This window comes from Paraburkholderia madseniana, assembly GCF_009690905.1.
Classification (GTDB): Bacteria; Pseudomonadota; Gammaproteobacteria; order Burkholderiales; family Burkholderiaceae; genus Paraburkholderia; species Paraburkholderia madseniana.
Map to the genome: position 1 here is coordinate 84,325 of NZ_VOSW01000018.1, position 26,670 is coordinate 110,994.

Consider the following 26,670-nt stretch of genomic DNA (forward strand, 5'->3'; position numbering starts at 1 on the left):
AATAAGTTGAGTGAGTGTTGCGAATGTCATGCGAGGCTCATCGCGCCGTGCGCATGGCGCGTTTCGCGATTCAGCGCCGCCACGTCCACGATCAGCGCGACACTGCCGTCGCCGAGAATGGTTGCGGCGGAAATGCCGTGCACCTTGCGGTAATTCGTTTCCAGATTCTTCACGACCACCTGCTGCTGCCCCACCAGCTCGTCGATCAGCATCGCAAAGCGGCGCCCTTCGGTTTGCATGATGGTGACGATGCCTTGCGTCGGTTCCTGCTTGGCGTCGTCGACGGTGAATACTTCATGCAACGCGACGAGCGGCAGATATTCGCCGCGCACGCGCACCACGCGTTCGCCGTTGGCCACCGTGTAGATGTCCTCGGCACGCGGTTGCAGCGACTCCATCACGAAGTTCAGCGGCAGAATGAAGATCTCGTTGCCGACCTTGACCGACATGCCGTCGAGAATCGCCAGCGTGAGCGGCAGGACGATGCGCGTGGTGCTGCCCTTGCCCGCATGCGAGGTGATTTCCACGTGACCACCCATCGACTGGATGTTGCGCTTCACCACGTCCATGCCGACACCGCGGCCGGAGACGTCCGTGACCTGCTCCGCCGTCGAGAAGCCCGGCAGGAAAATCAGGTTCCAGACTTCTTCGTCGGACATCGTTTCGCTGACCTGCATGCCCTGCTTCGCGGCCTTCGCGAGAATCTTGTCGCGGCGCAGACCGGCGCCGTCGTCGCTCACTTCGATGACGATGTTGCCGCCATGGTGTGCCGCCGACAACACCAACTGGCCGGTCGAATCCTTGCCCGCCGCACGCCGCGCTTCCACGGTTTCGATACCGTGGTCGAGACTGTTGCGCACGAGGTGAGTCAACGGATCGATAATCCGTTCAATGAGGCTCTTGTCGAGTTCGGTCGCCTGACCGAAGGTGACGAGTTCCACTTCCTTGCCGAGTTTCGCCGCCAGATCGCGCACCAGACGCGGGAAGCGGCTGAACACGTAATCCATCGGCATCATGCGGATCGACATCACCGCTTCCTGCAGATCGCGCGCGTTGCGCTCGAGTTGCGCCATGCCGTTGAAGAGCCGGTCGTGCAGCGCCGGATCGAACGTGCTGGTGGTCTCGGCCAACATCGCCTGCGTGATCACCAGTTCGCCGACCAGGTTGATTAGTTGATCGACCTTTTCGACGCCGACGCGAATCGAGCTGCCTTCCGCGCCGCCTGCCGCCGCGGCCGGCCGCGCTGCCTTGCGATCCTGTTCGGCGGTCGCCGTCGTGGTTGCTGCCACACCTGTTGCCACGCCTGCCGCCGGTGCGCTGCTCGCTGCTGCGGGTGCAGCCGCGGCGGGCGCCGGCGTAGTCGCTGGCGACGCCGGCGCGTCGGATAGTCCGTGCGTGGAGGCGGCTTGAGCGGGCGCAGCGGTGTGGGCCGCCGGTGCCGACGATGCTGCCTGCTCCGCCTGGTGTGCTGGTGCCGTCTGTGCTGCTTGCGCCGGGGTCGAATCGGCAGCGTCGGGCGTTCCAGGTTCGCCTTGCTGCGTCTCGTCCGCCGGTGCGGCGCCGCGGCCGATCGAGATCTGACTTTCGTCGATCACGAAACAGCACACGGCGATGATGTCGTCGGAGGTCACATCGGTCTGGAGCCACAGCGTCAGATCGCCGCCGCTCTTGACCTGCCCGACGATGTTGCCCAGGTTGCCGAGCTCTTCGGACAGCAGTTCCTGGTCCTTCTCACCTACGCCCCGTAGCGTAATTTTCAGATGGGGGCCGGCTGCATCACCGGTACCCGCGGCTTGTCCGGTCTGTGCCGGTTCGCCGTCAGTCCATTCACCCGCCGCCTGCACCGCCTGTTCGACGACGTGCTCGGGCGGGGTCCCGCCTTGTCCTGCTGTTTGTGCTTCTACTGATGCTACGGCTGCCACCGGTACGGCCGCTGCCGGTGCCGCGGCCGCTTCGGCGCCCAGGCGGCTTTCCGCATGCAACTGTTCGAGCTTCGCGCAGATCGCCTTGGCCACAGCCGTATCCGGCTCGGCGCTCGCACGGTAGTCGGCGAGCTGGCCCGACAACACGTCCTTGGTTTCGAGGAACGTGTCGATCATGTCCTTGCGCAGCACGAGTTCGTTATTGCGCGCGCGGTCGAGCAGCGATTCGAGAATGTGGGTGGTTTCCGTCAGTGCGGTAAAACCGAACGTCGCCGCGCCCCCCTTGATCGAATGCGCCGCGCGGAAAATCGCCGCGAGGTCTTCGGGGTCCGGGTGCGCGATATCCAGATTGAGCAGCAACTGCTCCATCTGCGCGAGCAGTTCGTCCGCTTCGTCGAAGAAGGTCTGATAGAACTGAGTGATGTCGAGTGTCATGCCTGGGTCACCGCGAGAGTTCCTGTCTACGCTTGGGCTGTCGTGCCGCCGCGTCGAGAGCTTCTATAACTTGTGTAAAGGTGGCGCTTATGGGGCGCTCATGCGTTGTCCGATTCGGCTAATGCCGCGACCAGTTCGGTCAACATGTCGGGGTCGAGCGGCTTTTCGATCCAGCCGGTTGCTCCCGCGGCCCGCGCCGCCGCCTTGAACGGCTCGCCCGATTCCGTCGTGAGGACGAGGATGGGCGTCGCCTGGTAAGCCGGATTGCCGCGCAGTTCCGTGATCAGATCGAGGCCGGTTTTGCCTGGCATGTGCTGGTCCGTCAGCACGAGGTCGAACGACATGGCAAGCGCGTTTTCGAGCCCTTCATTGCCGTCCGCCGCGAGCGTCACTTCATAGCCGGCCGTCGTCAGCGTTGCGGCGAGGATCTGCCGCATCGATGCCGAATCGTCGATTGCCAGGATGTGCCTGATCATGAAAACCTCGCTGCACTTACGCTATGGACCGGCCCGCCGTCCGCGCCACCTGGACGCATGGACCGGCCTGCCGATCGCTGTCTGTTACTGGGCCGCCGGCGCTACCGCCGGCACCTTCGGTGCAACCGTCACCGGTTGCGCAAGTCTTTGCAGCAGCGGCTTGGAGCCGGCCGCGTCGTCCGACAAGGTGGTCGTGGTGGAGTCGTCATGGTCAAGCGCCTCCTCCGACTTCCTGTTCAGCACGATGATGCTGATGCGGCGGTTTTCCGGGTCCATTGGGTCCGCCTTGTTCAGGTTCTGCGTCGACGCGAGGCCGAGCACGCGCATCACCTTCGCTTCGTCCATGCCGCCGGCGATCAGCTCGCGGCGCGACGCATTGGCGCGGTCCGCGGACAGTTCCCAGTTGCTGTAGCCCTTCTCGCCGCCCGCGTATTGCGCGGCGTCGGTGTGACCTTGCACGATGATGCGGTTCGGCACGTCGTTCAGCGTGTGGCCGATTTCGCGCAGGATGTCGCGCATGTATGGCTCAACCACGTCTTTCGCGGTCGCGAACATCGGCCGCTTCTGCGAGTCGACGATTTCGATGCGCAGGCCGGTCAACGTCGAGTCGATGCGGATCTGCTGCTTGAACTGGCGCAGCACCGGGTTCGCTTCGATCGCGGCCATCAGCTTGACCTGCAGATCGTGCAGACGGACCTGCTCGCGGCGTTCCAGCTCACCCTGCAACTGCTTGACCGAGTCGTCGTTGCTGTGGGAGACCGTGCGCTCGGCGCGATTGTTGGTGCCGTCGGTCGAGCGCGTCACGCCCTGTGCGTCGGTCGAAATGTCGCGGCCGCCGCCCTTCAGAATGCTCGAGTCCTCGGCGCTGCGATCGCCGCCCCACAGCGTGATCTTCAACGGCTGGTTGAAGTAATCGGCGATGCCCTTCAACTGCACGGTGGAAGCCGAACTCAGCAGCCACATCAGCAGGAAGAACGCCATCATCGCGGTCATGAAGTCCGCATACGCGAGCTTCCACGCGCCGCCGTGATGGCCTTTTTTGGCCGGCGCGGAGCGCTTGACGACAATGGCGCGGTCTTTGTCCTTGCTCATCGAATCGGTTCCCGGCGCCCGTTACTTGGCTTTGACGCGGCGCACGTGCTCTTCCAGCTCGGCGAACGACGGACGTTCAGTCGAGAAGAGCACCTTGCGGCCGAATTCGACGGCAATCGCCGGCGCATAGCCATTCAGGCTGGCGAGAATCGTCACCTTGATGCACTGGAACATCTTGGTCGACTCGGTCACGCGCTGTTCGGCGACGCTCGCGAGCGGTCCGATCAGCCCGTACGAAAGCAGAATCCCGAGGAAAGTGCCGACCAGCGCCTGGGCGATCATTTCGCCGAGCACCGCGGGCGGCTTGTCGGCGGAGGCCATGGTGTGCACCACGCCCATCACCGCGGCCACGATCCCGAACGCCGGCATGGCGTCGCCGACTTTGTTCAGGGCGTGCGCGGGCGCCTCGCCTTCCTGGTGATGCGTTTCGATCTCCTCGTCCATCAGGCTTTCGATCTCGAACGCGTTCATGTTGCCGCCGACCATCAGACGCAGGTAGTCGGTCAGGAACTCGATGATGTGATGGTCTGCGAGGATCTTCGGATACTGCGTGAAGATCGGACTCTTCGACGGATCGTCGATGTCGGCTTCCAGCGTCAGCGTGCCTTCCTTGCGCGCCTTGGCCAGCAGGACGTAAAGGAGCGCCATCAGCTCCATGTACACGTCCTTGTTGTACTTGGCGCCCTTGAACAGGGTTGGAATGACGCGCAGCGTCGCCTTGATCGTCTTCATCCCGTTACCGAGAATGAACGCGCCGACGCCAGCGCCGACAATCATCAGCACTTCGACGGGTTGCAGCAGCGCGCCAAGATGGCCGCCTTCCAGCGCGTAACCGCCGAAAACGGACAGAAGCGTCACGAGTGTTCCCACGAAAATCAGCACTGCCGAGCCCTCACAAAGAAGCGACGGTGACCGTCGTTAATCTGGTTTACGGCAACGGAGCAGAAAACTTTGACGGAAAAGCGGCTCGTCGCTCCGGTGTAAACCAGAGGCGGGTTAAACCGGCCCGGCCGGGTCCGGTGTTGGTCGATCGGGCTGGAAGGCCCGCCGAATGAGGGTGTGGGCGTTGTAACGAGGTGCGCGCCGGGTTGCGAGCCATGGGCCGGCATCGCCCTGCGACTCAAATTTGGAGCGCGGCGAGGCTTTCGCGGGCCCGGGCGTCGGCAAATTTCTTTGTCTTACCCGCGCGCGACGGCGGCTGGCACAGCCCGCAGACGAAGGCGTGCTGCGGATCGTGCGCATGCGCGACAAAATGTCCGCCGCACCGGCAACAGGCGGTCATTTGCAGCATTCTGGAGTCGAAGAACCGCACCAGCGTCCAGGCGCGCGTGAGACTGAGCACGGGCTCGTCGTCGTGCAACTGGACATGTTCCAGATAGAGCCGGTAGCTCTTCACAATCGACTGGATCGTCAGACAGCCGCCGTGGCCGGCCATGAAACGGTAGATGTTGTAGAACAGCGATGAGTGAAAGTTCGGCTGCCAGGTCATGAACCAGTCGGTCGAAAACGGCAACATGCCCTTGGGCGGCGACACCCCTTTCAGCTCCTTATACAGCTTGATAAGCCGGTCGCGCGACAGGCTGGTTTCCGCCTCCAGCAATTGCAAACGCGCGCCGAGTTCGATCAGCTCGATGGCCAGGGTAATTTCCCTGACTTCCTGCACAACACTTTTATATGCCATCCGCTCGCATTTCCCCCGTCCTGATCGCTTTATTTGAACTAAAAGCTGCCATCAGCCGACTTGCTCGACTGGCTGGCTTGCCATCAGGATCGCGGAATGCGCCTGGGCCACGGCGCTGGATTTGCCTTTGTCCGCAAGGGCGGACAGCACGGCATGGTCATCGAAACGGAAACGGCACAACACCTGATTGGACGCCGCCAGCTTCACGGTCTGCGCCAAAGACAGATTGGCGAGCACGTCGGCCAACTGGTCCGAAATCCCCATGCGAAACATGCCCATCGGCTTGTCTTCGCGCAGCAGACGCTGGGCGAGCAGGAGATAAGAAAGGTTGACTTCTCTGATCTCATTGAGCATTTCGCTTGTCGCGCTCATGATTCCCCCGGGTGTATCTGGCTGGTCAGGCCGTTACGGAAACGTTTGCTCGAACGCGCGCACTTAAACCGCACGAATCGGCTCGTTTCTGGTCTTGCGAGCATTGTGGCGAAAGGGGGAGCGGACGAAAATCGGACAGACACCCTGCCTGTTTGACGGATTAATCCGTCATTCGTGTAGGAATTTTTCCTACATGGAGGGGGCCAGAAAGAAGGCTGAAGCAGGCGAAGTGGCGCGCAGCTTGGGGCTGGCGATGCGTTTTGGTTAATTCTTCAGCAGAAATGTGAACCAAATGGTGAGTCCTGAGTGACTCACGATCCGCACCTTGCAGCGGTGAGGAAGAATTATAAGACGTTTTCACTTCTGCGCAACGCGCCTGGTGTAGGGGCGCGCTTCAGTCTCCGGGACCGCCCCTTGCTACTGTTCCTTCAGCGTCTGGATGCCCATCCAGTCGTGCTTGCCGATCATCGGGCCAGCCTCCTGCCGACCTGTAACGCATCATGTTTCGCGCTGTAACAACATTAAGTGTTTGAAAAATAACTCGAATTAGCGCGGCCGATCCTGATAATGACGCTAAGGGATTACCCGATGCAGGTTCGGAACACCCCCGGGCGGCGGCTTACCGCGCCCAACCGTCCGTCAGGCATTCGCTCCTCGCTCGACCCGAGCGCCGTTGTGCGAAGCCGTTTTGAACAGGAGAAACGCATGCGAATCGCACAAATTGCGCCGTTGTACGAAGCTGTCCCGCCGAAACTCTACGGTGGCACCGAACGCGTCGTCTCGTATCTGACCGAGGCCCTGGTCGATCTCGGCCACGACGTCACGCTGTTTGCGAGCGGCGACTCGGTCACCTCCGCGAACCTCGACGCCTGCTGGCCGCGTGCGCTGCGCCTCGACCCGACGATTCGCGATGCGCTGGCTCCGCATGTGCTGATGATGGAAAAGGTGCGCAAGGTCGCGCATGAGTTCGACGTGCTGCACTTTCACCTCGACTACATGCCGTTCCCGCTCTTCACCACCATGGACACGCCGTTCGTGACAACGCTTCACGGCCGTCTGGACTTGCCGGAGCTGCAACCGGTGTTCGACGCGTTCTCGAATGTGCCGGTGGTGTCGATCTCGGATTCGCAGCGCGTGCCGCTGCCCCAGGCCAACTGGCTGAACACGATTTACCATGGTCTGCCGGAGCAACTGCTCACGCCGCAGGCGCACAAGAAGCCGGAATACCTGGCGTTCCTCGGCCGTATCTGTCCGGAGAAGCGCGTCGATACAGCTATCAAGATCGCTGCACAAAGCGGTCTGCCGCTGAAGATCGCCGCCAAGGTGGACAAGGTCGACCAGGAATACTTCAAGAAGGAAATCGAACCGCTGCTCTCCATGGCGCACGTGGAGTTCGTCGGTGAGATCAACGAGGCGCAGAAGCCCGAGTTCCTGTCGGGCGCCAAGGCGCTGCTGTTCCCGATCGACTGGTCGGAGCCGTTCGGCCTCGTGATGATCGAATCAATGGCGTGCGGCACGCCGGTGATCGCCTTCAACCGCGGTTCGGTACCGGAAGTGATCGACCACGGCGTGACCGGCTACATTGTCGAAGACGTTCAAGGCGCGGTCGCCGCGCTGCAGCGTCTGGACGAACTGTCGCGCACCGAGATTCGCGCGCAGTTCGAACGCCGCTTCAGCTCGAAAACAATGGCTCAGAATTACGTTGACGGCTATTCGGCACTGATCGAAGCGACGCGCCGCCCAATGTTGCGCCGGGTAGCAGTGGGTTGAGCGACGTGCTTAAGCGACTGAGGTTTTTATCCGCTCAGCCGCTTAAGTCGTGCTTCTGCCGCTTACGCCGTTTTCCCGCCGTTTTCCGATTCGCACGCCAATCACGAGTAAATTTGCCTGGTGAATCGTTTGCGCGAGCGGTTAGCTAGAGTTAACCCGCTTCTACTACGGAAAAGCCGCCTCTCAAGGGCGGCTTTTTTAATACAACCATGGATGCGCTTCCATCCAGGATTAGCGCGACGCGAATTAACAACCCGGTACCGATCAACCTTCAGTTGGCTTTCGCCCGGACCGCAGGGCATTCAGACCGCGCCAATCAGAAAGCGTTCGCGATTCTTGCCGACAATCCACTTTGGCGGTTTGCCGCGTCCGCTCCAGGTATTGCCCGATTTCGGATCCTGGTACTTGGCCGGCAGCGGCGCCTTCTTCGGCGGGCGCCCACGCTTGGCGGCCACCGCAAAGCCGAGGTCTTGCGCGGTCAGACCGTATTCAGCGATCTTTTGGCGGATATCGGCGACAACATTGTCGACTTCAGTACGCCGGGCTTCGTCTGCCTGTGCCTGCAATTTGGCAATCTGTGCCTTAAGGTCTGCATATTGAGACATATCGGTTCTCCCCTTTTTTAGAACTCATTCGCTCGCAGACTAGCTGCAATTATAAAAATTCGCAATGGACAATAATACCGATTTAGGAAGAAATCATCTGATAATTATTAAGCGTCGATGAATTGTAAAACGAGATCTTTATCTGGTAATAATAGGTAAAGGCGACTCCACTTTGACAATTCTTGACACCTAATCCGGCTGTCTTTCCCTAGAATTGCGCGCTCAATGGCATGCACCTGCGCTTAGCACTCATGCCACTCCAAGCGTCAAACATTTTAGGATTACAAATCATGCAGTTGTCAAAGCGCCTTGCTGCCGAGCTGTTCGGCACCTTCTGGCTCGTGCTCGGGGGCTGCGGCAGCGCCGTCCTCGCCGCTAACTTCGCCGGCCCGGTCCACGGCCTGGGCATCGGTTTCGTGGGCGTCTCGCTCGCATTCGGCCTCACTGTCCTGACAATGGCGTATGCGATCGGCCACATCTCCGGCTGCCACCTGAATCCGGCGGTGAGCGTCGGCCTGACCGTCGCTGGCCGCTTTCCGGCCCGCGACCTACTGCCGTACATCGTAGCGCAAGTGATCGGCGCGGTGCTGGGTGCGTTGGTGCTGTCGTTGATCGCATCGGGCAAGCCGGGCTTCGACCTCGTTGCCAGCGGTTTCGCCAGCAACGGCTACGGTGAGCGTTCGCCGGGCCAATACTCGCTCGCGGCCGCATTCATTTGCGAAGTGGTGATGACCGGCTTCTTCCTGTTCGTCATCCTCGGCGCGACCGACAAGCGCGCGCCGGCCGGTTTCGCGCCGATCGCCATCGGCCTGTGCCTGACGCTGATTCACCTGATCTCGATTCCGGTTACCAACACGTCGGTCAACCCGGCGCGCTCCACCGGTCCGGCGCTGTTCGTCGGCGGCGCAGCGGTCGATCAGCTTTGGATGTTCTGGGTCGCACCGATTATTGGCGCGGTGATCGCAGGCGTGCTGTACCCGCTCGTTGCCGAAAGCCGCCGCAGCAATTCGCAGGAACTGGCGCTCGACTGATCAGCGAGTGCGCCGGGTGTGTCCGGGTGTGCTCGGATGTGCATATTCCAGGCAGTCAAAGCGGGCGCTACGGCGCCCGTTTCGGTTTTGCGCACAATGCGCGCGGCCCGTGGCCCGCCGATAACCCGCTGCTAGAATCGTGCGACTTCCCAAGCTCGCACAGGTGCTACCGATGACCCGTTTCCGCGGATTCCTGCATGGCGTCGCACTCTCCATCGGCGGTTTGTGTGCAGGCGTACTGGTGTTACCCGCGGCCCATGCGGCGGACAGCAATACCGAAACGCTCGTATTCGTGCGCCACGGCGAGAAGCCCGCCAAGGGTTACGGCCAGCTCGATTGTCAGGGGCTCAACCGCGCGCTGGCCCTGCCGGCAGTGATCGCCGCCAAGTTCGGCAAGCCGGATGCGATCTACGCGCCCGATCCCGGCCAGCAAAAGGACGACAGCGGCCATCCCTATTACTATGTCCGGCCGCTGGCGACCATCGAGCCAACCGCCATCCAGTTCCAGATGCCGGTGCAAACCCCGTACGGCTTCGCCCAGATCGACCAGCTCGGTACAGCGCTCGTCAATCCCGCCAATCGCAGCAAGCTGATTGTCGTTGCGTGGGAGCACAAGCTGATCGTGAAGTTGCTGCGCCAGATGATGAGCACACATGGCGGCAATGCCGCCGATGTCCCCAACTGGCAAAGCGACGACTTCGACAGTATTTATATTGTTCGCCTCAACTGGCAAAACGGCACGGCCCACGCTACGTTCAAGCTTGACCGCCAGGGACTGAACGGCCGCGCCGCGGACTGCCCATGCGCGGCACTGCCGGGAGCGCCTTCCGCGGCTGCGGCGGGTGCTTCCGCTGGCTCGGCTGATTAATTGGGTAATACAGATGTAAGCCGTGATTACGAGCGCGGCCGTCCAATTGCGGCAATAGGCGGCGGGAACTGGACGCCGGCTCGGTCTAAGGAGCCTGGAGACCTTATTGACGGGGCTTCGGGCGGAAAGCGCACGTCGCGTGTTGCGTTCGAAGGTTCCTTCTACCGCCTTTCAAACCCTGCGACGATGCTTGCAGTCCGTAACATCTCGTCTCACTAACCCGCGACCGGAATGCGTAGATTGGTCCTGTGCGACAAACATACGTCGCCTCACAGGAGAACAACATGAAACGCATCGTCACTCACTTGCTGGTTGCTGCCGGACTCGCGGCGGGCGCATGCGGTGTCGCGCAAGCGCATACGGATCTGAATATCGGACTGTCGCTCGGCGTACCGGTTTATGCCCAGCCTGCCCCCGTCTACGCAGCGCCGCAGCCGGTGTACTACGGCAACGGCGGCTGGGACCATCGCTACGACCGCGGCGGCTACTATCGCGACGACCACCGGGATAACCGCGGCTGGGATCACAACGACCGCCACTGGGGTCACGATGACCGTGGCGATCGCCGTGGCGGATGGCACGGCTGATCGTAGCGTTGGCTCGTAAGGTCGCGTAGGAACGCGAACAACCGGCCCGCATCCGCGAAAGAGGATGCGGGCCGGTCCGTTTTCAGGACATCAGTTCGTCGTCGAGCGAGAAAAGTTTGCGCAGATGCTGCGCAACGCCCGCTTCGAAGTTGTTGCCGATGCGCGGCACGTTCGGCAGACGCGTGATTAGATCGGGATTGGCGTTGTTCATCATGAACGGATGGCCGGCTGTCTCCAGCAGGTCGATATCGTTCATGTTGTCGCCGAACGCCACGCATTGCGAGGCATCGACGCCGAGGCGCTCGAGCACGATCTGCAAAGCACGCCCCTTCGATACGTTCGACGTCATCACCTCCAGACAATCCGGCAGCGAATAGGTGACGTACAGCGCGTCGCCGAATTCGCGCGCCAGGTTGGCCGAGATTTGCGCCAGATCGGCGGGCTCACCGATGTAGAGCACCTTGGCAATGTCGACGCCGTCGTGCTTCGGCAAATCGGTGACCTCGTAGGTGAAGCCGGAATCCTGATGGAATTTCAGCAGATCCGGCGCATCGCGGTCGATCAACCACGCCTGGTCGGCGAACAGGTTGACGATCACACGACCGTGCGCGCCGGCGATTTCCGGCTGCACCAGCCGCTGCACGATGGCCGGCGGCAGGTCGTCGGCGTGGATCACCGTGTTGTCCGGCGCGTGAATGCGCGCGCCGTTCGACGTGATCAGGTACGCCTTGATGCCCAGCAGGTCACGAATGCCCGCAACGTCGCAGTAGTGGCGCCCCGTGGCGATCACGAAGTGCAGCCCATCGCTTTCCAGCTTACGCACGGTGGCGATCGTGAACGGGTCCACCTGGTGATCGGCGTTGAGCAGCGTGCCGTCGAGATCCGTGGCAATGACTTTATACATAGTGTGAGCAGCCGGGCAGCGTCAAAGATCGCATTTTACCGTTGCGCGCGCATCCGCGAGATCACACCCGGCGCGCCAGACGATTCTCAACCGCCGATGCGAGCCGCTTCGCGCTGCGCCAATTGCAAACCGCCGTGTGCCGAGTCCGCCAACGGCTCGCGCAAGCGGGCTTGATAGATCTGCGGCACGTACTCGCGCAAGGGTGCCCCGAGACCGCCGCACAGCGCGACCGGCAGGCTCGCTGAAGGGTCGAGCGCGGCAATCATCTTGCCCACCTCCACGCCGGCCTCATCGAGCAAATGCGCTGCGAACGGATGCGTGCGATGCGCAATGACGATCGGCGCGAGCCTCGCATAAGCGGTCTGATTAGCTTCGCACAGCCAGACCACGAGGCTGTCGCTGTCATGTGCGCCGGTGTGGGCGAGCAGCGCCTGCGCCAGATCGTCATTGGGCACACGGCCGTCGAGCGCTTGCTGGGCATACACGATGGCTCGTAGCCCAAGCCAGGCGCCGCTCGCTTCGTCGCCCGACGGGTAACCGAAGCCGCCGGCAGTTCGGCAGTCGCCATTGCCGTCAAGCACGGCCGCCTGACTGCCGGTGCCAAGCGCGACGACCACGCCGTGTGCGCCGCCGTGCGCACCAAGCAAGGTGGTGTACACATCGCTTTCCACCGCGAGCCCGGCAACCGCCGGCGCCTGCGCGCGAAACGCGGCCAGCCAGTCGCGATTATTGACCCCTGCCAACCCGCAACCGAGTACGCAGCGCGCCCAGTCCAGCGGCACGCCGGCACGTGCGAATGCATCGGCGCAGCCCGCCTCAATGGCCTGCCACGCGCGCTCCACGCCGAGGCCCAGCCCCGAGGGCCCGCTCGCCGCCTGCGCCAGTTCACGGCCCTGCGCGTCGCCGAGTACGACTCGTGTACCAGTGCCGCCGCCGTCAATGCCGATCAGAAAGAGGTCTTTATTCATCGAATCGAGTGAGTTCAGGTGGTGATTCAGGTGGTGAATAAGGCATAGCGTGGCAGGTCAGTTTCAATCCCGCAATCGGCCGAATGGCCGGCTTGCGGCGCGCACGGCTTCCGCTATGCTGACGGACGACATGACAACGCGGGAGCGCGAAAGTGACACAGCGATGCAACTGGGTATCGAGCGAAGCGCTCGCACACTACCACGACACCGAGTGGGGCGTGCCCTCGCGCGACGATCAGCATTTGTTCGAACTGCTTGTACTGGAAGGCGCCCAGGCAGGTTTGTCATGGTCGACGATTCTCAACAAACGAACCGGCTATCGCCGCGCGTTCGCCGACTTCGACATCGACAAGGTCGCGCGCTTTACGCCCAAACATGTCGATGCGCTGGTGCTGGACGAAAGTATCGTGCGTCATCGCGGCAAGATCGAATCGGCCGTTACCAACGCGCGCGCCGTGCAGCAGATTCAGGCCGAGCACGGTTCGCTCGCCAACTTCGTTTGGTCGTTCGTCGACCAGACGCCGATCCAGAACGATTGGGCATCGTATAAACAGGCGCCTGCGTCGACCGAAATTTCTGACGCGCTCAGCAAGGGGCTGAAGCGTTACGGCTGCAAGTTCGTCGGCTCGACGATCTGCTATGCGTTCATGCAGGCGGTCGGCATGGTGAACGACCACGAGGCAAGCTGCATGTGCCGCGCGCGATGCGCGGCGCTCGGCAAGAAGGGACGCAATCGCAAGGCCGGTTGACGCCGCATAAGGGGCAAACGAGCCAAACCCGGGAATTGAAGGCTTTTCGCCGTGCTAGTCCGGGTTTCGTTAATTGGCGCGTGTCTGATACTGCCGTTCATGCGCTCGAACAACGAATAAACGCTGCGTAACGCATGGGAGACCAACCATGAAAACCCTTAGCTTCCTGACCCATCAGGAGATTTTCGATCAGGCCGTGGACCATCTGCTCGGCCAGAAACGCGCCGCCTTGCTGCCGCGCGGCGGCGGCGCATACCGCGGCTACTGCAGTGGCTGCCCGGTCGGCAGCTTCATCAAGCCGCACGACTATATGACCGCGATGGAAGGCGTTCCGGTGCGCTACATCGGCAAGGCGGCCATCGAGGTGCCTGCTTATATGGATGCCGGCATCTCTGCGCTCAAAAAGGCGCTCCTGCGCGCCCGCCTCAATGTGTACGACCCGGCCACAATCGCTCTGCTGAGTTGCCTGCAGAACGTGCACGACGTGTTCGGCACGTGGGAATGGCATGAGCGTCTGAGCTCGATTGCCCGGCAATTCGGCCTGTCCGCCGAGCGCCTGAAGAGCGCCGCGTAACGAGCCTCGGTACGGCGGCAAAGCCCAACGTAAATCGACTCCCCAAAAGCAAAACGGCGATGTGGCTTCTTTCGAAGCTCACACCGCCGTTCGGCGTGCAGTGCGCTAAATACAGCGCGAAAAAACGTGCTTAGTGCAGCTTTTTCGGCAGCATCTGGCTGCGCAGGCGCTTGTGCAGGCGCTTCACAGCAGCAGCCTTCTTGCGCTTACGTGCCGTAGTCGGCTTTTCGTACGATTGACGCTCACGCAGTTCTGCGATCAGGCCATTCTTTTCGATTGCGCGACGAAAGCGGCGAATCGCCACTTCGAACGGCTCGTTTTCTTTCAGAAGAATCGTCGTCATGTAATTCCTAACTCAATCACTTGATAGGGGTAAATTGCGTGGCGGATACCGCTCACGCGCCGGCCCTCCGGTCGTTCCGATTCATGGCCAGTAACAGGCAAACGCGGGAAAAATCCCGGCCAAACCACGAATGAAACGAGAGGCATAACGGCCACGGAGGCCGGAAAAGAGAGGTGGGGAGTTCACCGCGGAACGCGGACAGACGTAACGCATATGCCGCGTCTGCTGCCGTTTCGCCAACCTTTCATCAATGAAAAACATTGACGAAACAGGCAAAGATCTCAATTCACTCCCGATGATATCAGGAAACTCCCCATCCTACCAGGGGTTTAGCGATCGCGCCAGGTCTCCTGCGCGGGTCAGGCGCTCGCCTCGTCCAGTTCACGGATATCGGCACCGGTCAGCATCAGATGGACGGCGGCGGCCAGGCTTTTGAGCTGGTCGACCGAGGTCGCACTGGCAATTGGGGCCGTTACACTCGGGCGGGCGATCAGCCATGCCAGCGCGACCGTGGCCGGCGTGCTACCGTGCCGCCCGGCGACCCGGTCGAGCGCGTCCAGAATCCGCAAACCGCGCTCGTTCAGATACTTCTCGACCCGGCTGCCACGCGCCTTGTTGGCCAGATCGGCCTGCGAACGGTACTTGCCGGACAGAAAGCCGCTTGCAAGGCTCCAATACACCACCACGCCGAGCTGATTGGCGAGCGCCACCGGCTCAATGTCACGCTCATACTCCGCGCGGTCGTACAGGTTGTACTCCGGCTGCAACAACTGATACTCGGGCAGCCCGTGCTGGCGGGACACGGCGAGCGCCTCTTCGACGCGCGCGCCGCTGTAGTTCGACGCGCCGATCACCCGCACCTTGCCCGCCTCGATCAGCTTCTGATACGCGCCAAGGGTTTCGGCCAAGGGCGTTTCGGTATCGTCGTCGTGAGAAAAATAGATATCGATGTAGTCGGTCTGCAAGCGCCGCAGCGAATCCTCCACGGCCGCCTGAATGTTCGCCGCCGACAAGCCCGTGCGCTGCGGGTGCTTCGAAACCTTGGTGGCAAGCACGATTCTGTCGCGCTTGCCGCTCCGCCTGAACCACTTGCCGATGATGGTTTCCGATTCGCCACCCTGGTTACCCGGCACCCACGCGGAATAGACATCGGCGGTATCGATAAAGTTGAGCCCCGCATCGACAAATGCATCCAGGATCGAAAACGAGGTCGCTTCATCGGCCGTCCAGCCAAATACATTGCCACCGAACATAAGCGGCGCGACCTCTAATTCGGAACGTCCAATCCGGCGCTTTTGCATGATTTCTCCAGGGTTTGTCACAAGAGAAAAGGAGAATACGCCGTCTTTTCAATACCTGCAGTGGATGTCCCGAACCAGGCTGCAAGCGGCTTACAGACGGGTCGCAGCCCAACCGGCCCGAAAAACAATTGGATCGCTATTGCACAAAGTTCCTCAAGTTTTTTTTAGACGCGCCGTCAACCTTCACTGAGGCGGCCAGCAATGAACGAGTGCTTCCGCCGATGCCAACGTGGCGTATTGGGCTCAAGGCTTATTTAGGAGATTTTCCATGCTCGGAATCAATAGCAACATCAACTCGCTGGTTGCACAGCAAAACCTTAATGGCTCGCAAAGCGCCCTTTCGCAAGCCATCACCCGTCTGTCGTCGGGCAAGCGCATCAACAGCGCGGCTGACGATGCAGCAGGTCTGGCGATCTCGACGCGTATGCAAACGCAGATCAACGGCCTGAACCAGGGCGTGTCGAATGCGAATGACGGCGTGTCGATGATTCAAACCGCATCGAGCGCACTGTCGTCGCTGACCTCCAGCCTGCAACGTATCCGTCAGCTGGCGGTGCAAGCATCGACCGGTTCGCTGTCGGCGAGCGACCAGGCAGCACTGCAGAAGGAAGTTTCGGCACAGATCTCGGAAGTGAACCGTATCGCGTCGCAAACGACGTACAACGGCACGAACATTCTGGACGGCTCGGCAGGCAGCGTGACGTTCCAGGTTGGCGCGAACGTCGGTCAGACGATCAGCCTGAACCTGAGCCAGTCGATGTCGGCTGCGAAGATCGGTGGTGGCCTGGTGCAAACGGGTCAAACGGTCGGCACGGTCGCTATCAGCACCGATTCGACCGGCACGTACACCAGCACGGGCGCGACGATCACGTCGGTCAACGTGCTGTCGGACGGCAAGGGCGGCTACACCTTCACCGACCAGAACAACCAGGCTATCTCGTCGGGCGCTGTTGCCAACATCTTCTCGGCCGGTACGGGCGCAGGTTCGGGCACGGCAATCACCAACCTGACGCTGAGCGCCGCGTTGGGTACAGCGATGGGTGCGACCGCTTCCGGCGTTGCAACCGCGTCGATCGCCCAGATCAACGCGATCAACAACCCGCCGACGGTTTCGAACCTGGACATCAGCAATGTCACTGGCGCGAACCAAGCAATGGTCTCGATCGACAATGCACTGCAGACCGTGAACACCCTGCAAGCTTCGCTGGGTGCCGCACAAAACCGCTTCACCGCAATTGCGACGTCGCAACAAGCTGAGTCGACCGACCTGTCGTCGGCACAATCGCAAATCACGGACGCCAACTTCGCACAAGAAACGGCGAACCTGAGCAAGGCGCAAGTGCTGCAACAAGCTGGTATCTCGGTGTTGGCGCAAGCTAACTCGAACCCGCAACAAGTTCTGAAGCTCCTGGGTTAAGAGCTGACGCAGTAACGGAGATGCGCCGCGCGCGAGTGCGGCGCATCTCCGGGTTCCAAACAACGGGAGGCATGCCTCCCGCTGTGCATTCCCATCACCAAGTGATGTAGCATCGCGCACCACCCAATTCAGATTTCCAGACGCCCGGAGCCTCTGCATGTCCTCGATCTCAACCACGTCTACTGCAGCCTCAACCGCCGCGGCCAACTCGGCGTTGCAGTCGGCCGCTCAATCGATCATCAGCGGCTCGACCGGCAACTCGTCGATGGACGTGTCGTCGCTCGTTACGGCACTCGTGAACGCGAAGACGGCAGGACAAACCGCGGCTCTGTCGGCACAACAAACCACGGACAACACCACACTGTCCGCATACGGCGCACTGAGTTCAGCGCTAAGCGCGCTACAGTCGGGCATCACGAACCTCGCCAACGGCACCACGCTGTCCACTTTCGCGGCAACAGCGAGCGGCACCGGTCTCACAGCGACGGCAGGTGCGGGGGCAGTGGCCGGCAGCTATTCGGTCGCGGTGACGCAGATCGCCAACTCGCAGGCTTTGTCGTCGGCGGCCTTCGGCGCCACGACGCAACTGGGCACCGGCACGCTGACGGTTTCGCTCGGCGGCAAGTCGATGAACATCAGCGTCGACAGCACCAACAACACGCTCTCCGGTATCGCGTCCGCGATCAACGCCAGCAGCAGCAACCCCGGCGTGACGGCGACCATCGTGACCGGCACGACCGGCGCCCACCTCGTGCTGCGCGCGGCGAACACGGGCGCGGCCAACGTCATCAACGTCTCGACCAGCAACATCACCAGCGACACCGGCCTGTCGAGCCTCGGCGTGACCTCGACCGCTAGCACTACGGGCGGCCAGTCGTCGATCACGTCGGCGAATTCGAGCAGTGCCTGGACGCAAAGCGCGGCTGCCCAGGACGCGGAATTCACGGTCGGCGGGATCGCGGCCAGCAGTTCGAGCAACTCCGTGACGACAGCCATTTCCGGCGTCACGATGAACCTGACGGCGGCGTCCGCGGGCACCACGCAGACACTGAACATTGCGGCCGACACCACGTCGCAGAGCACCGCGATCAACAATTTCGTCAGCCTTTACAACACCGTCGTCACGACGATGTCCACGCTCACGTCGTTCACCTCCGGCTCCTCATCGCAAGGCCCGCTGCTGGGCGACTCGACGCTGCAGACGATCAAGAATACGCTGGCCTCAATCGTCGGCGGCGCGGTCGGTTCAGGCAGCACCGGCACCACGCTGGCAGCTATCGGCATTACGCTGAAGGACAACCCGGCGGACGGCACAATGGTGGTCAACAACACCACGCTGAGCACCGCACTGACGAGCAGTCCAGCGACGGTCGCCTCGCTCTTCAACTCGACCAACGGCATCGCCGAGCAGTTGAACAGCAGTATCACCACCTTCACGCAGACTGGCGGCATCATTGATACGCGCAACACCGCGCTGAACGCCGATCTGAAGAGCGTCGCCACGCAGCAAACTGCACTCGCCAACTACACTGCGCAATTAACAAGTCAGTATCAGGCGCAGTTCACCGCCCTGAACACGCTAATGGCGACGATGAACAACAATTCGCAGTACCTGACTGCCCTGTTTGGCGGCACCAACAGCGCCGGCGCACTGGCGACCAACAAGGGCTAAGCCATGGACCCGATCGAAATGAACCAGTCGGAATTGGTCGAACGCCTGCTGTCCATGACGCGGGAAATCGAACATGCGGCCTCGCTCGCCGACTGGCCGGAAGCGGCCCGCCTGACCGAAGCGCGTTCGCCGCTGCTGATGTCGCTGTCAGCGGATCAGGAACCAGCTGCGCTGGAGATGATCCGCCGGATCCAGGCGATCGACGAAGCCCTGTTCGCCGATGCGGAAACCACCAAGAACGAACTGCACATCGAGTTCGAAGCGGCGATCGGGCGTACCAAAGCCGCCGGCGAATATCAGCGGATCGCCCGCATGTAGGCTATCCGGCCTGTGTGACGGCCATTGTCCGGCCAAAAGCGGCCGCACAACCCGCTTGACCCAACAATAAGAACTACGCGCTGAAGTCAGGGCGCGCTCGTTCCCTCAGCCCGCCTCGTGCGGGCTTTTTTCTTGTCCTTTGGATTTCCTCGGCCCGCTCCATACGCCAAACAGGCGGCTTTTTCACCGTCATCTCCTCGCATCGGAAAGCCTTGCCTGGTCGCACAATTTCCGTCATAGACCATTCCGCGCTGAGACCATGACTCTCCTGTACGAGCAGCCGACCGCTGAACCCTTAACGCCCGAACAACAACTCGAGCACGACATCGCGCTCGTTTTGCAAACGGCGTTGGAGCACCACCACAAGGGCGAATTCGACGACGCCGAGGCGCTGTACCGGGCGATTCTCGACGCGCGACCGAATCACGCCGACGTGCTTTACAACCTCGGCGTGCTGCTGGTTCAGGTCGGCCGTCCTTCAGACGCTTTGCCCTGTTTCGAGCAGAGCCTGGGCGTCCAACCGCACAACGGCCAGTATTGGGTGGGCTATATCAACGCGTTGATCGACGCCAAGGAAGTAGCCGCCGCGTGGCTAGCGTTGGAAATGGGTCAGAAGCAAGGGCTAAAGGGACCGGCGGTGGACGGCCTGATCACGCGAATGTCGAATCCGGACAAAGTCATTCCCACGTTCCAGGTGCCGGTTGAAAAACCAGCGGTGGAAAACGGCGCTGCCGCTGAAACAAGCGCCCCGGCGACGCAGGCGACCACGGAAGCGGGCAAGTCCACCATCGCATCAGGCAGGCGGGTCAGCCAACAGGAAACGACGCGCTTCACCTCGCTATACAACAAAGGCCAGATCGCTGAAGCCGTTAAACTCGCCCGCTCGCTCACCGAGCGCTTTCCGGCCGACGGTAACGCGTGGCGCTGGCTCGGGATCTCCTTGCATCGTCTGGGGCGGTACGACGACGCGCTTGCACCCTTGCGCAGAGCCGCCGAACTGCTGCCGGAGGAACTGGAAAGCCGCACCGTCCTCGCGGACACACTGCGACTGAAAGGCCAGCTCAAGGACGCGGAACAGGTCTGTCGAGAAATCATCGCGATCAATCCCGAATATGCCGAAGCACAACGGATCTTCGGCATGGTTCTGGTGCACCAGGGTAACGTGACAGAAGGGTTGGCCGCGGCACGACGTGCGATCGAACTGGCACCAGACAATTCCGGCACGCATAGCGCACTCGGCGTGTTGCAACTCGATCTGGGGCTGGTGACCGAGGCCGAGCGGAGCTTCCGTATCGCCGTGGAGAAGAACCCGAAAGACGCAATCGCCGCCGACAACTTTCTATTTACGCTGAGTCACAACCCTGGGATCGATCAGGACACGCTGTTCGCGGAACACCTTAAATTCGCCCAGATTCATGAGGCGCCAGTGCGCTCACAGTGGCCGCGTCACGTGAACAAGCGCACGCCGAACCGCAAACTGAAAATCGGCCTGGTGTCGGGCGATCTGTTCCGTCACGCCGTCTCGTCCTACCTGCTGCCGATCGTGGAGCACCTGGCGAAAGATCCCAGCGTGTCTCTGCACATTTACACCAACCACATTGCGGAAGACGATTACACGCGTTTGATACGTGATTGCGCCGATGAATGGCACCAGGTTACCGGCATGCCCGACGCGCATCTGGCCAACAAGATCCGCGACGAGCGGATCGACATTCTGTTCGATTTGTCAGGACACACGGGCCGCAATCGCCTCCTCACGTTCGCGCGCAAGCCCGCGCCAATCCAGGTGAGCTGGCTCGGATATCCGGCCACCACGGGCCTAAGCGCGATGGACTATTACCTGATAGACAGATTCGGTGTGCCGTTCGGCGGCCCGGAGCGCATGTTCTCGGAAAAGATCGTCCACTTGCCGGCGAACGCGCCGTTTCTGCCGGAAAAGAGCGCGCCGCCAGTCAACATCCTGCCGGCCATGCACAACGGCTATGTGACCTTCGGCAGTTTCAACCGGCTGAACAAACTGCGTCCCGACGTGATCGCGCTGTGGGCAGAGTTATTACATGCACAACCATCGTCGCGGATGCTGCTTGGCGCAATCGGCTCCGACGAAGACGAACAATTGCTGATCGACTGGTTCGCCAACGCAGGTATCGCGCGAGAACGCCTCATGTTCCGTCGGCGCTCAAGTATTCCGGTCTACCTGCAACAGCATTTCCACGTCGACATCTGCCTCGATACGTTCCCGTACACAGGTTCGACCACGGTCCTGAACTCGCTGTGGATGGGCGTGCCGACCCTGACGATCGCCGGCGACACACTCCCGAGCCGCGCTGGCGCGACCTGGATGTCGCACGTCGGACTGCAGGATTTTCTTGCAACGGATAAGGCGGACTTCGTCGCCAAAGGCGTCGCGCTGTCCTCCGACATTACCGCGCTCGCGGCTCTGCGGACCGGTCTGCGCGAACGCTGCATGGCGTCGGCGGCATTCCGGCCCGAGGTGGTGGCCGCGGGTCTGTCGCGCGCATTGCGGATCATGTGGCAACGCTGGTGCGACGGCCAACCGGCCGTTGCCTTCGAGGTGTCGGCAGAAGAAGCTACGGGTACCGCAGCCGATGCGATCGCACCCTCCGGAACAGGGGAAATCAAGTGAACGCAGCCTTACCGCTTGGCGCCGTCGAGCCGCAGACCAACGAGCGCATCTACGTCACCCAGCCGCATCTCGCGCCGCTCGAAGAATTCATTCCCTATCTTCAGCAGATCTGGGACAGCAAGGTGCTGACCAATGGCGGTCCGTTTCACCAGCAGTTCGAAGCGGCGCTATGCAAATACCTCGGCGTGCGCCACCTGGCGCTGTTCACCAACGGCACGCTGGCGCTGCTCACCGCGCTGCAGGCACTGCGCGTGACCGGTGAAGTGATCACAACGCCTTACTCCTTCGTCGCGACTGCGCACTCGCTGGTCTGGAACGGTATCAAGCCCGTATTCGTCGATGTCGACCCGGGAACGCTGAACCTCGACCCTGCCAAGATCGAGGCGGCGATTACGCCGCAAACCACGGCGATCATGCCGGTGCATTGCTACGGTAAGCCGTGCGACGTCGAAGCGATTCAGAAAATCGCGGATAACTACAACCTGAAAGTGATTTACGACGCAGCGCATGCTTTTGGCGTGCAGACCGAAGCGGGCAGCGTGCTCGAACACGGCGACCTCGCCGTGTTGAGTTTTCACGCGACCAAGGTCTTCAACACGTTCGAAGGTGGCGCGATCATCTGTCAGGATGCGAAAACGAAGCAGCGCATCGATCATCTGAAGAACTTCGGTTTCGTGGATGAAACGACGGTGGTCGCTTCCGGCATCAACGGCAAGATGAGTGAAATCAACGCCGCGTTCGGGCTGCTTCAGCTTCAGCATATCGACGAAGCGCTGGCTCGGCGCGCACAGATCGACGCGATTTATCGCGAACGTCTGCGCGACGTGCCCGGCATCCGCTGCCTGCCAAAGACGGGCGAAAAGGTGGCGAACCATTCGTACTTTCCGATTCTCGTCGGCCCGGAATATCCGATCAGCCGTGACGCGCTGTATCAGAAGTTTCGCGACCACGACATCTATGCGCGCCGCTATTTCTACCCATTGATTTCGGACTTCCCGATCTATCGTGGCCTGCCTTCCGCGCGCCGCGAAAACCTACCGGTCGCACATGCCGCCGCACAGCAGGTACTGTGTCTGCCGATTTTCCCGGCATTGACGGACAATATGCTCGATCGCATCGTCGGACTCATTGCGGATTGCTGAACGCCATGAAGCTCGCGATCATGCAGCCCTACCTGTTTCCGTATATCGGATATTTTCAGTTGGTGGCCGCAGTCGACAAATTTGTCTTTTACGACGACGTGAACTTTATCAAGAACGGCTGGATTAACCGCAACCGGATACTGCTGGGCGATCAGATTCGCTACCTGACCGTACCGCTTGCCGGTGCGAGCCCAATGCTAAAGATCAACGACGTCCTGATCCAGCCACGCGAGCGCTGGCTGCGCAAGCTGCTCGAATCGATTCGTCACGCCTACGCGAAAGCACCTCAGTATCCGCGCATCAGCGAATTGATCGAGCAGATCCTGACAGCGCCTTTCGACCATATTTCGCTGCTCGCGTCGCACACCGTCACGGAAATCTGCAGGTACCTGGAGATCGACACCGAGTTCGTCGCCTCGTCGACCCGGTACGGCAATGCGCAACTCAAGGGGACCCATCGGGTAATCGATATCTGCGCAAGAGAGCAAGCGCTCATCTACGTGAACCTGCCTGGCGGCCGCGCTCTTTACGACGGCGAGGCGTTCTCCGCCCGCGGTGTAGAGCTCGCCTTCATCGAGCCGAACCTGTGCCCTTATTCGCAGTTCGACGACGTATTTCATCCTGCTTTATCGATTCTCGACGTACTGATGTTCAACGGCAAAGACAACGTCAGAGACATGCTTTCCGCACAGGTGTATGCATGACCGCAGTTGAGCCGCGCGCCATTGGCGGATATTTCGAACTGGAACTGCCGCCGGTCGGGTCGCCCCTTCACGACGGCGCACTGTGTTTTCAGTCGTCGCGTGCGGCGTTTCTGGCGCTGCTTCGCCCGCTGCGCCCTACCGCCGTCTGGATGCCCTGGTACATTTGCGACGCCATGATCGAGCCGCTGCGCATGGCCGGCACGGCCGTCAAACGCTATCGGCTCGATTCGGATTTGCGCGTGCAATCCGTCGACCTCGCACAGGGTGAGTGGCTTGTCTACGTGAATTACTTTGGTCTGTGCGAGTACCAGGTCAACGACGTGCTCAGCCGGTTTCCACGCGAACGCGTCGTGATCGACAATGCACAGGCCTTGTTCGCGCAGCCGCGCGATTGCCTGGCCACGCTGTACTCACCGCGCAAATTTCTCGGTGTGCCCGACGGCGGGTACCTCGTCACACAGCAGCCGATCGATATGCCGAATGCGACCGACCAAACCTCGGTGCAACGCTGCGCGCATCTTCTGAGCCGGCTCGCGCAAGACGCTGAAGCAGGTTATGCAGACTATGCGGCAGCCGAAGAAAGCCTGAAAAATCAGGAACCGCTGCAGATGTCGCAACTGACGCGGCGCATGCTCGCCAGTGTCGACTACGATTCCGTGCGTGCAAGGCGAGTCGCGAACTTTGCTTATCTTCGCGAGAAGCTGCAGCGCTACAACCGTTTCACGTTTCACGATAGCGAAACGGCGGTGCCGCTCTGCTACCCCTTTTTCGGCGCGCCTTCAGGACTTCGCGAAGCGCTTCGGGCGCAACGTGTCTACACGCCTGGCTACTGGCCGGACGTCGCGGCCGCCGAAGGCGTGCCGGATTTCGAAAGCGATCTTCCTGACTCGACGCTGTTCTTGCCGTGCGATCAGCGGCTCACGCGCGCCGATCTTGCGCCGATAGTGCAACGCATACTGGACCGCCTCGCATGATCAACAACACGATATTCCTGCGCGAGATCGAACGCAGCGACCTTCCGACCATCAACGCATGGCGCGCCGATCAGGCGCTGGTCGGTTTGCTCGGCGGCGCCTTCCGGCATGTAGGTCCCGAGATCGACGGCAAATGGTTCGATAGTTACCTCAGTTCCCGCGCCAATAGCGTTCGTCTCGCGGTCTGTCTCACATCTACCCGGGAACTGGTTGGCGTCACGTATCTGCTGGGGATCGACTGGGTGAACCGTTGCGCGGAGTTCTCGATCCAGATCGGCGCGGAATCGGCGCGCGGCCGTGGGATCGGTGAGGCCGCAACGCGCTTGACGCTCGAGCATGCATTCAGCGACCTCAATCTGCACCGTGTTTCGTTGACCGTGCTCGCGTCCAATGCGCGCGCCATTGCGCTCTACGAAAAAGTGGGCTTCCGCGCCGAAGGTCTGATGCGGCAGGCGTCCTTTAAAGGCGGCCACTATCTCGACGTTATTCCGATGGCCATGCTGACTACTGACCGCTCCTGAGCCATTCACCTGTTCCCGTTGCCTCGCCCCTTCATGAATACGATCGACGCTCGACACGACACCGCACTTGCGACGGCAGGCTGGACCATCATCCCCCAGCTGATTCGCATGGATTTGCTCGACTCGCTGGTCGAGGCGCTGCAGCCCTCCCTCGCGTTGCGCAACGAGATCAGGCAACGCAACGGCGTGCTGGACAACAGCGCCGGCACCTTGCACCACCTGTTGATGGATAGCGAGTGCTATGTCGAACTGCTGGCGGAGTTCTCAGTCCTGGAGCCGGTTTTCAAACGGTACTTCGATGGCAACTTCGTGCTCAATTCGTACGGCGGCGTCATCAACGAGCGCGACTCGCGCTCCTATGTCCAGAACGTGCATCGGGATATCCGCTTCGGCTCGGACAGTCGCCGCTTCATGCTGAACGCGCTGGTGATGCTCGACGATTTCACCCTGGAGAATGGCGCAACGCATGTCCTTTCGCACTCGCAAAACATCCAGCAGCAACCCGCCGACGAAGCGTTCTATGCACAAGCGGCACGTGCGACGGGCAAGCGTGGCTCGGTCCTGTTGTTCGATTCACGCATGTGGCACGCGACCGGACAGAACGCCACACTTGCGCCGCGCCGTGCTTTGACATTGACTTTCACGAGCCCCTTCTTCAAACCGCAGCTCGACTACGCCCGGCTGTTCGGCTACCGCAATCTCGACCAGTGCAATGCATGGATGCGTCAGGTACTCGGCTTCAACGCGCGGGTGCCGGAGTCGCTCGATGAGTTTTACGTGCCGGTCGAGCAGCGTTTCTATCAACGTGGACAGGATTGATTGCATGAGCAGAGACTACAACGCGGAAGCGAAAGATCATCCCGAACATCGCTACGCCTACGACTTCGACTATCTGATGCATGAATATATGCTTCGGACCTTTACGCCGCTCCTCAGCAACGGAAACGCGCTTGAACTGGGATGCTTCGAGGGCAATTTCACGCGCCTGCTCGCTCAACGCTTCGACTCGCTGGAAGTCGTCGAGGCATCGGCGGACTGCATCGCGGTTGCGTCGGAGAAGGTAAAAGATTCGGTCAAGTTTCATCACTCGACGTTCGAGACGTTCGAACCGGCACAGCGTTACGACAATATTTTTCTGATCCATACGCTCGAGCACCTCGACCATCCGGTCGAGGTGCTGCGCCGGATCGGTAGCTGGCTGTCCGAGAGCGGCCGCCTGTTCGTGGCGGCACCGAATGCGCGTGCCGGATCGAGGCAGATCGCGGTCAACATGGGGTTGATCGATCATCACGCGGCCGTGACGGCGGCGGAAGCGGCCCATGGCCACCGGGTCACCTACTCGATCGATACACTGCGGGCCGATCTGCGTGCGGCGAAACTCCGCCCGGTCACGGAAGGCGGAGTCTTTTTCAAGGGTCTTGCCAACTTCCAGATCGACGCAGCTTTACAGGCCGGCATCATATCCAGAGCATATCTGGACGGCTGTTTTGAGTTGGGGCGCATTTACCCCGACTTGTGCTCCAGCGTATACGCGATCTGCGAACGCAGTGCCTGAACCCGCGGCAGGTGGCTGCCGCGGCTGTACTCACCGCCTGAC

27 protein-coding genes are annotated in these 26,670 nt (G+C 61.1%); 16 read left to right on the forward strand and 11 right to left on the reverse strand.

The window, feature by feature from the left end; all coding sequences use genetic code 11:
• Positions 1-26 precede the first annotated feature (26 nt).
• From cheA to flhD, 6 genes are all read right to left on the reverse strand, one after another.
• Positions 27-2,357: a chemotaxis protein CheA gene (gene cheA, locus FSO04_RS11855; RefSeq protein WP_154559866.1), complete on the reverse strand. Its 2,331-nt coding sequence runs from the start codon at positions 2,355-2,357 to the stop codon at positions 27-29.
• 98 nt (positions 2,358-2,455) lie between these two features.
• Positions 2,456-2,833 (reverse strand): response regulator, encoded by a 378-nt coding sequence (locus tag FSO04_RS11860; protein ID WP_154559867.1) that lies wholly within the window; start codon positions 2,831-2,833, stop codon positions 2,456-2,458.
• An 84-nt stretch (positions 2,834-2,917) separates the two neighbouring features.
• A complete protein-coding gene (gene motB / locus FSO04_RS11865; RefSeq protein ID WP_154559868.1) occupies positions 2,918-3,925 on the reverse strand; it encodes a flagellar motor protein MotB in 1,008 nt (335 codons plus the stop codon).
• Between the two features lie 21 nt (positions 3,926-3,946).
• On the reverse strand, positions 3,947-4,807 hold the full coding sequence (motA, locus tag FSO04_RS11870; RefSeq protein ID WP_006050895.1) for a flagellar motor stator protein MotA: 861 nt from the start codon (positions 4,805-4,807) through the stop codon (positions 3,947-3,949).
• Between the two features lie 238 nt (positions 4,808-5,045).
• Entirely contained in the window at positions 5,046-5,606 is a 561-nt protein-coding gene (flhC, locus tag FSO04_RS11875) for a flagellar transcriptional regulator FlhC (protein WP_154559869.1), read from the reverse strand.
• Between the two features lie 51 nt (positions 5,607-5,657).
• A complete protein-coding gene (gene flhD / locus FSO04_RS11880; protein WP_154559870.1) occupies positions 5,658-5,978 on the reverse strand; it encodes a flagellar transcriptional regulator FlhD in 321 nt (106 codons plus the stop codon).
• 705 nt (positions 5,979-6,683) lie between these two features.
• Between flhD and FSO04_RS11885 the strand changes: the two genes are divergently transcribed.
• Positions 6,684-7,748: a glycosyltransferase family 4 protein gene (locus FSO04_RS11885; protein WP_154559871.1), complete on the forward strand. Its 1,065-nt coding sequence runs from the start codon at positions 6,684-6,686 to the stop codon at positions 7,746-7,748.
• 302 nt (positions 7,749-8,050) lie between these two features.
• Here FSO04_RS11885 and FSO04_RS11890 read toward each other — a convergent pair whose 3' ends face one another.
• Positions 8,051-8,353 carry an H-NS histone family protein gene (locus tag FSO04_RS11890; RefSeq protein ID WP_054038506.1) on the reverse strand — a complete coding sequence of 101 codons (303 nt, stop codon included), beginning with the start codon at positions 8,351-8,353 and terminating at the stop codon, positions 8,051-8,053.
• Between the two features lie 290 nt (positions 8,354-8,643).
• Between FSO04_RS11890 and aqpZ the strand changes: the two genes are divergently transcribed.
• The 3 genes from aqpZ (at position 8,644) to FSO04_RS11905 (ending at position 10,839) form a co-directional block, all read left to right on the forward strand.
• A complete protein-coding gene (aqpZ, locus tag FSO04_RS11895; RefSeq protein ID WP_154559872.1) occupies positions 8,644-9,384 on the forward strand; it encodes an aquaporin Z in 741 nt (246 codons plus the stop codon).
• Positions 9,385-9,556: 172 nt separating this feature from the next.
• Positions 9,557-10,252 (forward strand): histidine phosphatase family protein, encoded by a 696-nt coding sequence (locus tag FSO04_RS11900; protein ID WP_154559873.1) that lies wholly within the window; start codon positions 9,557-9,559, stop codon positions 10,250-10,252.
• Between the two features lie 284 nt (positions 10,253-10,536).
• Positions 10,537-10,839, forward strand: coding sequence for a PXPV repeat protein (locus FSO04_RS11905; RefSeq protein ID WP_154559874.1), 303 nt, complete (start codon positions 10,537-10,539; stop codon positions 10,837-10,839).
• Between the two features lie 82 nt (positions 10,840-10,921).
• On the opposite strand, the gene FSO04_RS11910 is transcribed toward FSO04_RS11905, so the two are convergent.
• Both FSO04_RS11910 and FSO04_RS11915 read right to left on the reverse strand, forming a co-directional pair.
• Positions 10,922-11,743: a Cof-type HAD-IIB family hydrolase gene (locus FSO04_RS11910; protein WP_154559875.1), complete on the reverse strand. Its 822-nt coding sequence runs from the start codon at positions 11,741-11,743 to the stop codon at positions 10,922-10,924.
• A gap of 86 nt (positions 11,744-11,829) precedes the next feature.
• Positions 11,830-12,711 (reverse strand): glucosamine kinase nucleotide-binding domain-containing protein, encoded by an 882-nt coding sequence (locus tag FSO04_RS11915; RefSeq protein ID WP_154559876.1) that lies wholly within the window; start codon positions 12,709-12,711, stop codon positions 11,830-11,832.
• A gap of 152 nt (positions 12,712-12,863) precedes the next feature.
• Here FSO04_RS11915 and FSO04_RS11920 point away from each other — a divergent pair, with 152 nt between their 5' ends.
• Positions 12,864-13,460, forward strand: a complete 597-nt coding sequence (locus tag FSO04_RS11920) for a DNA-3-methyladenine glycosylase I (protein ID WP_168435653.1) — start codon at positions 12,864-12,866, stop codon at positions 13,458-13,460.
• A 148-nt stretch (positions 13,461-13,608) separates the two neighbouring features.
• Positions 13,609-14,034 carry a hypothetical protein gene (locus FSO04_RS11925; protein ID WP_154559877.1) on the forward strand — a complete coding sequence of 142 codons (426 nt, stop codon included), beginning with the start codon at positions 13,609-13,611 and terminating at the stop codon, positions 14,032-14,034.
• 130 nt (positions 14,035-14,164) lie between these two features.
• On the opposite strand, the gene rpsU is transcribed toward FSO04_RS11925, so the two are convergent.
• Together rpsU and FSO04_RS11935 are read right to left on the reverse strand one after the other, a co-directional pair.
• Positions 14,165-14,377, reverse strand: coding sequence for a 30S ribosomal protein S21 (rpsU, locus tag FSO04_RS11930; RefSeq protein WP_006050883.1), 213 nt, complete (start codon positions 14,375-14,377; stop codon positions 14,165-14,167).
• Between the two features lie 359 nt (positions 14,378-14,736).
• Entirely contained in the window at positions 14,737-15,678 is a 942-nt protein-coding gene (locus FSO04_RS11935; protein WP_154559878.1) for an aldo/keto reductase, read from the reverse strand.
• 268 nt (positions 15,679-15,946) lie between these two features.
• On the opposite strand from FSO04_RS11935, the gene FSO04_RS11940 reads away from it, so the two are divergent.
• From FSO04_RS11940 to FSO04_RS11985, 10 genes are all read left to right on the forward strand, one after another.
• Positions 15,947-17,095 carry a flagellin gene (locus FSO04_RS11940; protein ID WP_154559879.1) on the forward strand — a complete coding sequence of 383 codons (1,149 nt, stop codon included), beginning with the start codon at positions 15,947-15,949 and terminating at the stop codon, positions 17,093-17,095.
• A 157-nt stretch (positions 17,096-17,252) separates the two neighbouring features.
• Entirely contained in the window at positions 17,253-18,767 is a 1,515-nt protein-coding gene (gene fliD / locus FSO04_RS11945; protein WP_154559880.1) for a flagellar filament capping protein FliD, read from the forward strand.
• A gap of 3 nt (positions 18,768-18,770) precedes the next feature.
• The gene (locus FSO04_RS11950; RefSeq protein ID WP_154559881.1) at positions 18,771-19,085 is read left to right on the forward strand and encodes a flagellar protein FliT; all 315 of its coding nucleotides are present in this window, start codon (positions 18,771-18,773) and stop codon (positions 19,083-19,085) included.
• A gap of 259 nt (positions 19,086-19,344) precedes the next feature.
• Positions 19,345-21,732, forward strand: a complete 2,388-nt coding sequence (locus tag FSO04_RS11955) for a tetratricopeptide repeat protein (RefSeq protein ID WP_154559882.1) — start codon at positions 19,345-19,347, stop codon at positions 21,730-21,732.
• A complete protein-coding gene (gene vioA / locus FSO04_RS11960; RefSeq protein WP_168435654.1) occupies positions 21,729-22,874 on the forward strand; it encodes a dTDP-4-amino-4,6-dideoxy-D-glucose aminotransferase VioA in 1,146 nt (381 codons plus the stop codon). Before FSO04_RS11955 ends, vioA begins: the two co-directional genes overlap by 4 nt.
• Positions 22,875-22,879: 5 nt before the next feature.
• Positions 22,880-23,578 carry a WbqC family protein gene (locus FSO04_RS11965; RefSeq protein ID WP_154559883.1) on the forward strand — a complete coding sequence of 233 codons (699 nt, stop codon included), beginning with the start codon at positions 22,880-22,882 and terminating at the stop codon, positions 23,576-23,578.
• Positions 23,575-24,552 carry a hypothetical protein gene (locus tag FSO04_RS11970; protein WP_154559884.1) on the forward strand — a complete coding sequence of 326 codons (978 nt, stop codon included), beginning with the start codon at positions 23,575-23,577 and terminating at the stop codon, positions 24,550-24,552. Before FSO04_RS11965 ends, FSO04_RS11970 begins: the two co-directional genes overlap by 4 nt.
• Positions 24,549-25,073, forward strand: a complete 525-nt coding sequence (locus FSO04_RS11975) for a GNAT family N-acetyltransferase (protein ID WP_154559885.1) — start codon at positions 24,549-24,551, stop codon at positions 25,071-25,073. Before FSO04_RS11970 ends, FSO04_RS11975 begins: the two co-directional genes overlap by 4 nt.
• A 33-nt stretch (positions 25,074-25,106) precedes the next feature.
• Entirely contained in the window at positions 25,107-25,892 is a 786-nt protein-coding gene (locus FSO04_RS11980; RefSeq protein ID WP_154559886.1) for a phytanoyl-CoA dioxygenase family protein, read from the forward strand.
• A gap of 4 nt (positions 25,893-25,896) precedes the next feature.
• Positions 25,897-26,628, forward strand: a complete 732-nt coding sequence (locus FSO04_RS11985; protein ID WP_154559887.1) for a class I SAM-dependent methyltransferase — start codon at positions 25,897-25,899, stop codon at positions 26,626-26,628.
• Positions 26,629-26,670: the final 42 nt, after the last annotated feature.

Excerpts from the sequence above, each read along its gene's own strand:
- cheA (WP_154559866.1), bottom strand. The coding sequence starts at position 2,357 with ATGACACTCGACATCACTCAGTTCTATCAGACCTTCTTCGACGAAGCG.
- FSO04_RS11860 (WP_154559867.1), bottom strand. The coding sequence starts at position 2,833 with ATGATCAGGCACATCCTGGCAATCGACGATTCGGCATCGATGCGGCAG.
- motB (WP_154559868.1), bottom strand. The coding sequence starts at position 3,925 with ATGAGCAAGGACAAAGACCGCGCCATTGTCGTCAAGCGCTCCGCGCCG.
- flhC (WP_154559869.1), bottom strand. The coding sequence starts at position 5,606 with ATGGCATATAAAAGTGTTGTGCAGGAAGTCAGGGAAATTACCCTGGCC.
- flhD (WP_154559870.1), bottom strand. The coding sequence starts at position 5,978 with ATGAGCGCGACAAGCGAAATGCTCAATGAGATCAGAGAAGTCAACCTT.
- FSO04_RS11885 (WP_154559871.1), top strand. The coding sequence starts at position 6,684 with ATGCGAATCGCACAAATTGCGCCGTTGTACGAAGCTGTCCCGCCGAAA.
- FSO04_RS11890 (WP_054038506.1), bottom strand. The coding sequence starts at position 8,353 with ATGTCTCAATATGCAGACCTTAAGGCACAGATTGCCAAATTGCAGGCA.
- aqpZ (WP_154559872.1), top strand. The coding sequence starts at position 8,644 with ATGCAGTTGTCAAAGCGCCTTGCTGCCGAGCTGTTCGGCACCTTCTGG.
- FSO04_RS11900 (WP_154559873.1), top strand. The coding sequence starts at position 9,557 with ATGACCCGTTTCCGCGGATTCCTGCATGGCGTCGCACTCTCCATCGGC.
- FSO04_RS11905 (WP_154559874.1), top strand. The coding sequence starts at position 10,537 with ATGAAACGCATCGTCACTCACTTGCTGGTTGCTGCCGGACTCGCGGCG.
- FSO04_RS11910 (WP_154559875.1), bottom strand. The coding sequence starts at position 11,743 with ATGTATAAAGTCATTGCCACGGATCTCGACGGCACGCTGCTCAACGCC.
- FSO04_RS11915 (WP_154559876.1), bottom strand. The coding sequence starts at position 12,711 with ATGAATAAAGACCTCTTTCTGATCGGCATTGACGGCGGCGGCACTGGT.
- FSO04_RS11925 (WP_154559877.1), top strand. The coding sequence starts at position 13,609 with ATGAAAACCCTTAGCTTCCTGACCCATCAGGAGATTTTCGATCAGGCC.
- rpsU (WP_006050883.1), bottom strand. The coding sequence starts at position 14,377 with ATGACGACGATTCTTCTGAAAGAAAACGAGCCGTTCGAAGTGGCGATT.
- FSO04_RS11935 (WP_154559878.1), bottom strand. The coding sequence starts at position 15,678 with ATGCAAAAGCGCCGGATTGGACGTTCCGAATTAGAGGTCGCGCCGCTT.
- FSO04_RS11940 (WP_154559879.1), top strand. The coding sequence starts at position 15,947 with ATGCTCGGAATCAATAGCAACATCAACTCGCTGGTTGCACAGCAAAAC.
- fliD (WP_154559880.1), top strand. The coding sequence starts at position 17,253 with ATGTCCTCGATCTCAACCACGTCTACTGCAGCCTCAACCGCCGCGGCC.
- FSO04_RS11950 (WP_154559881.1), top strand. The coding sequence starts at position 18,771 with ATGGACCCGATCGAAATGAACCAGTCGGAATTGGTCGAACGCCTGCTG.
- FSO04_RS11955 (WP_154559882.1), top strand. The coding sequence starts at position 19,345 with ATGACTCTCCTGTACGAGCAGCCGACCGCTGAACCCTTAACGCCCGAA.
- FSO04_RS11965 (WP_154559883.1), top strand. The coding sequence starts at position 22,880 with ATGAAGCTCGCGATCATGCAGCCCTACCTGTTTCCGTATATCGGATAT.
- FSO04_RS11970 (WP_154559884.1), top strand. The coding sequence starts at position 23,575 with ATGACCGCAGTTGAGCCGCGCGCCATTGGCGGATATTTCGAACTGGAA.
- FSO04_RS11975 (WP_154559885.1), top strand. The coding sequence starts at position 24,549 with ATGATCAACAACACGATATTCCTGCGCGAGATCGAACGCAGCGACCTT.
- FSO04_RS11980 (WP_154559886.1), top strand. The coding sequence starts at position 25,107 with ATGAATACGATCGACGCTCGACACGACACCGCACTTGCGACGGCAGGC.
- FSO04_RS11985 (WP_154559887.1), top strand. The coding sequence starts at position 25,897 with ATGAGCAGAGACTACAACGCGGAAGCGAAAGATCATCCCGAACATCGC.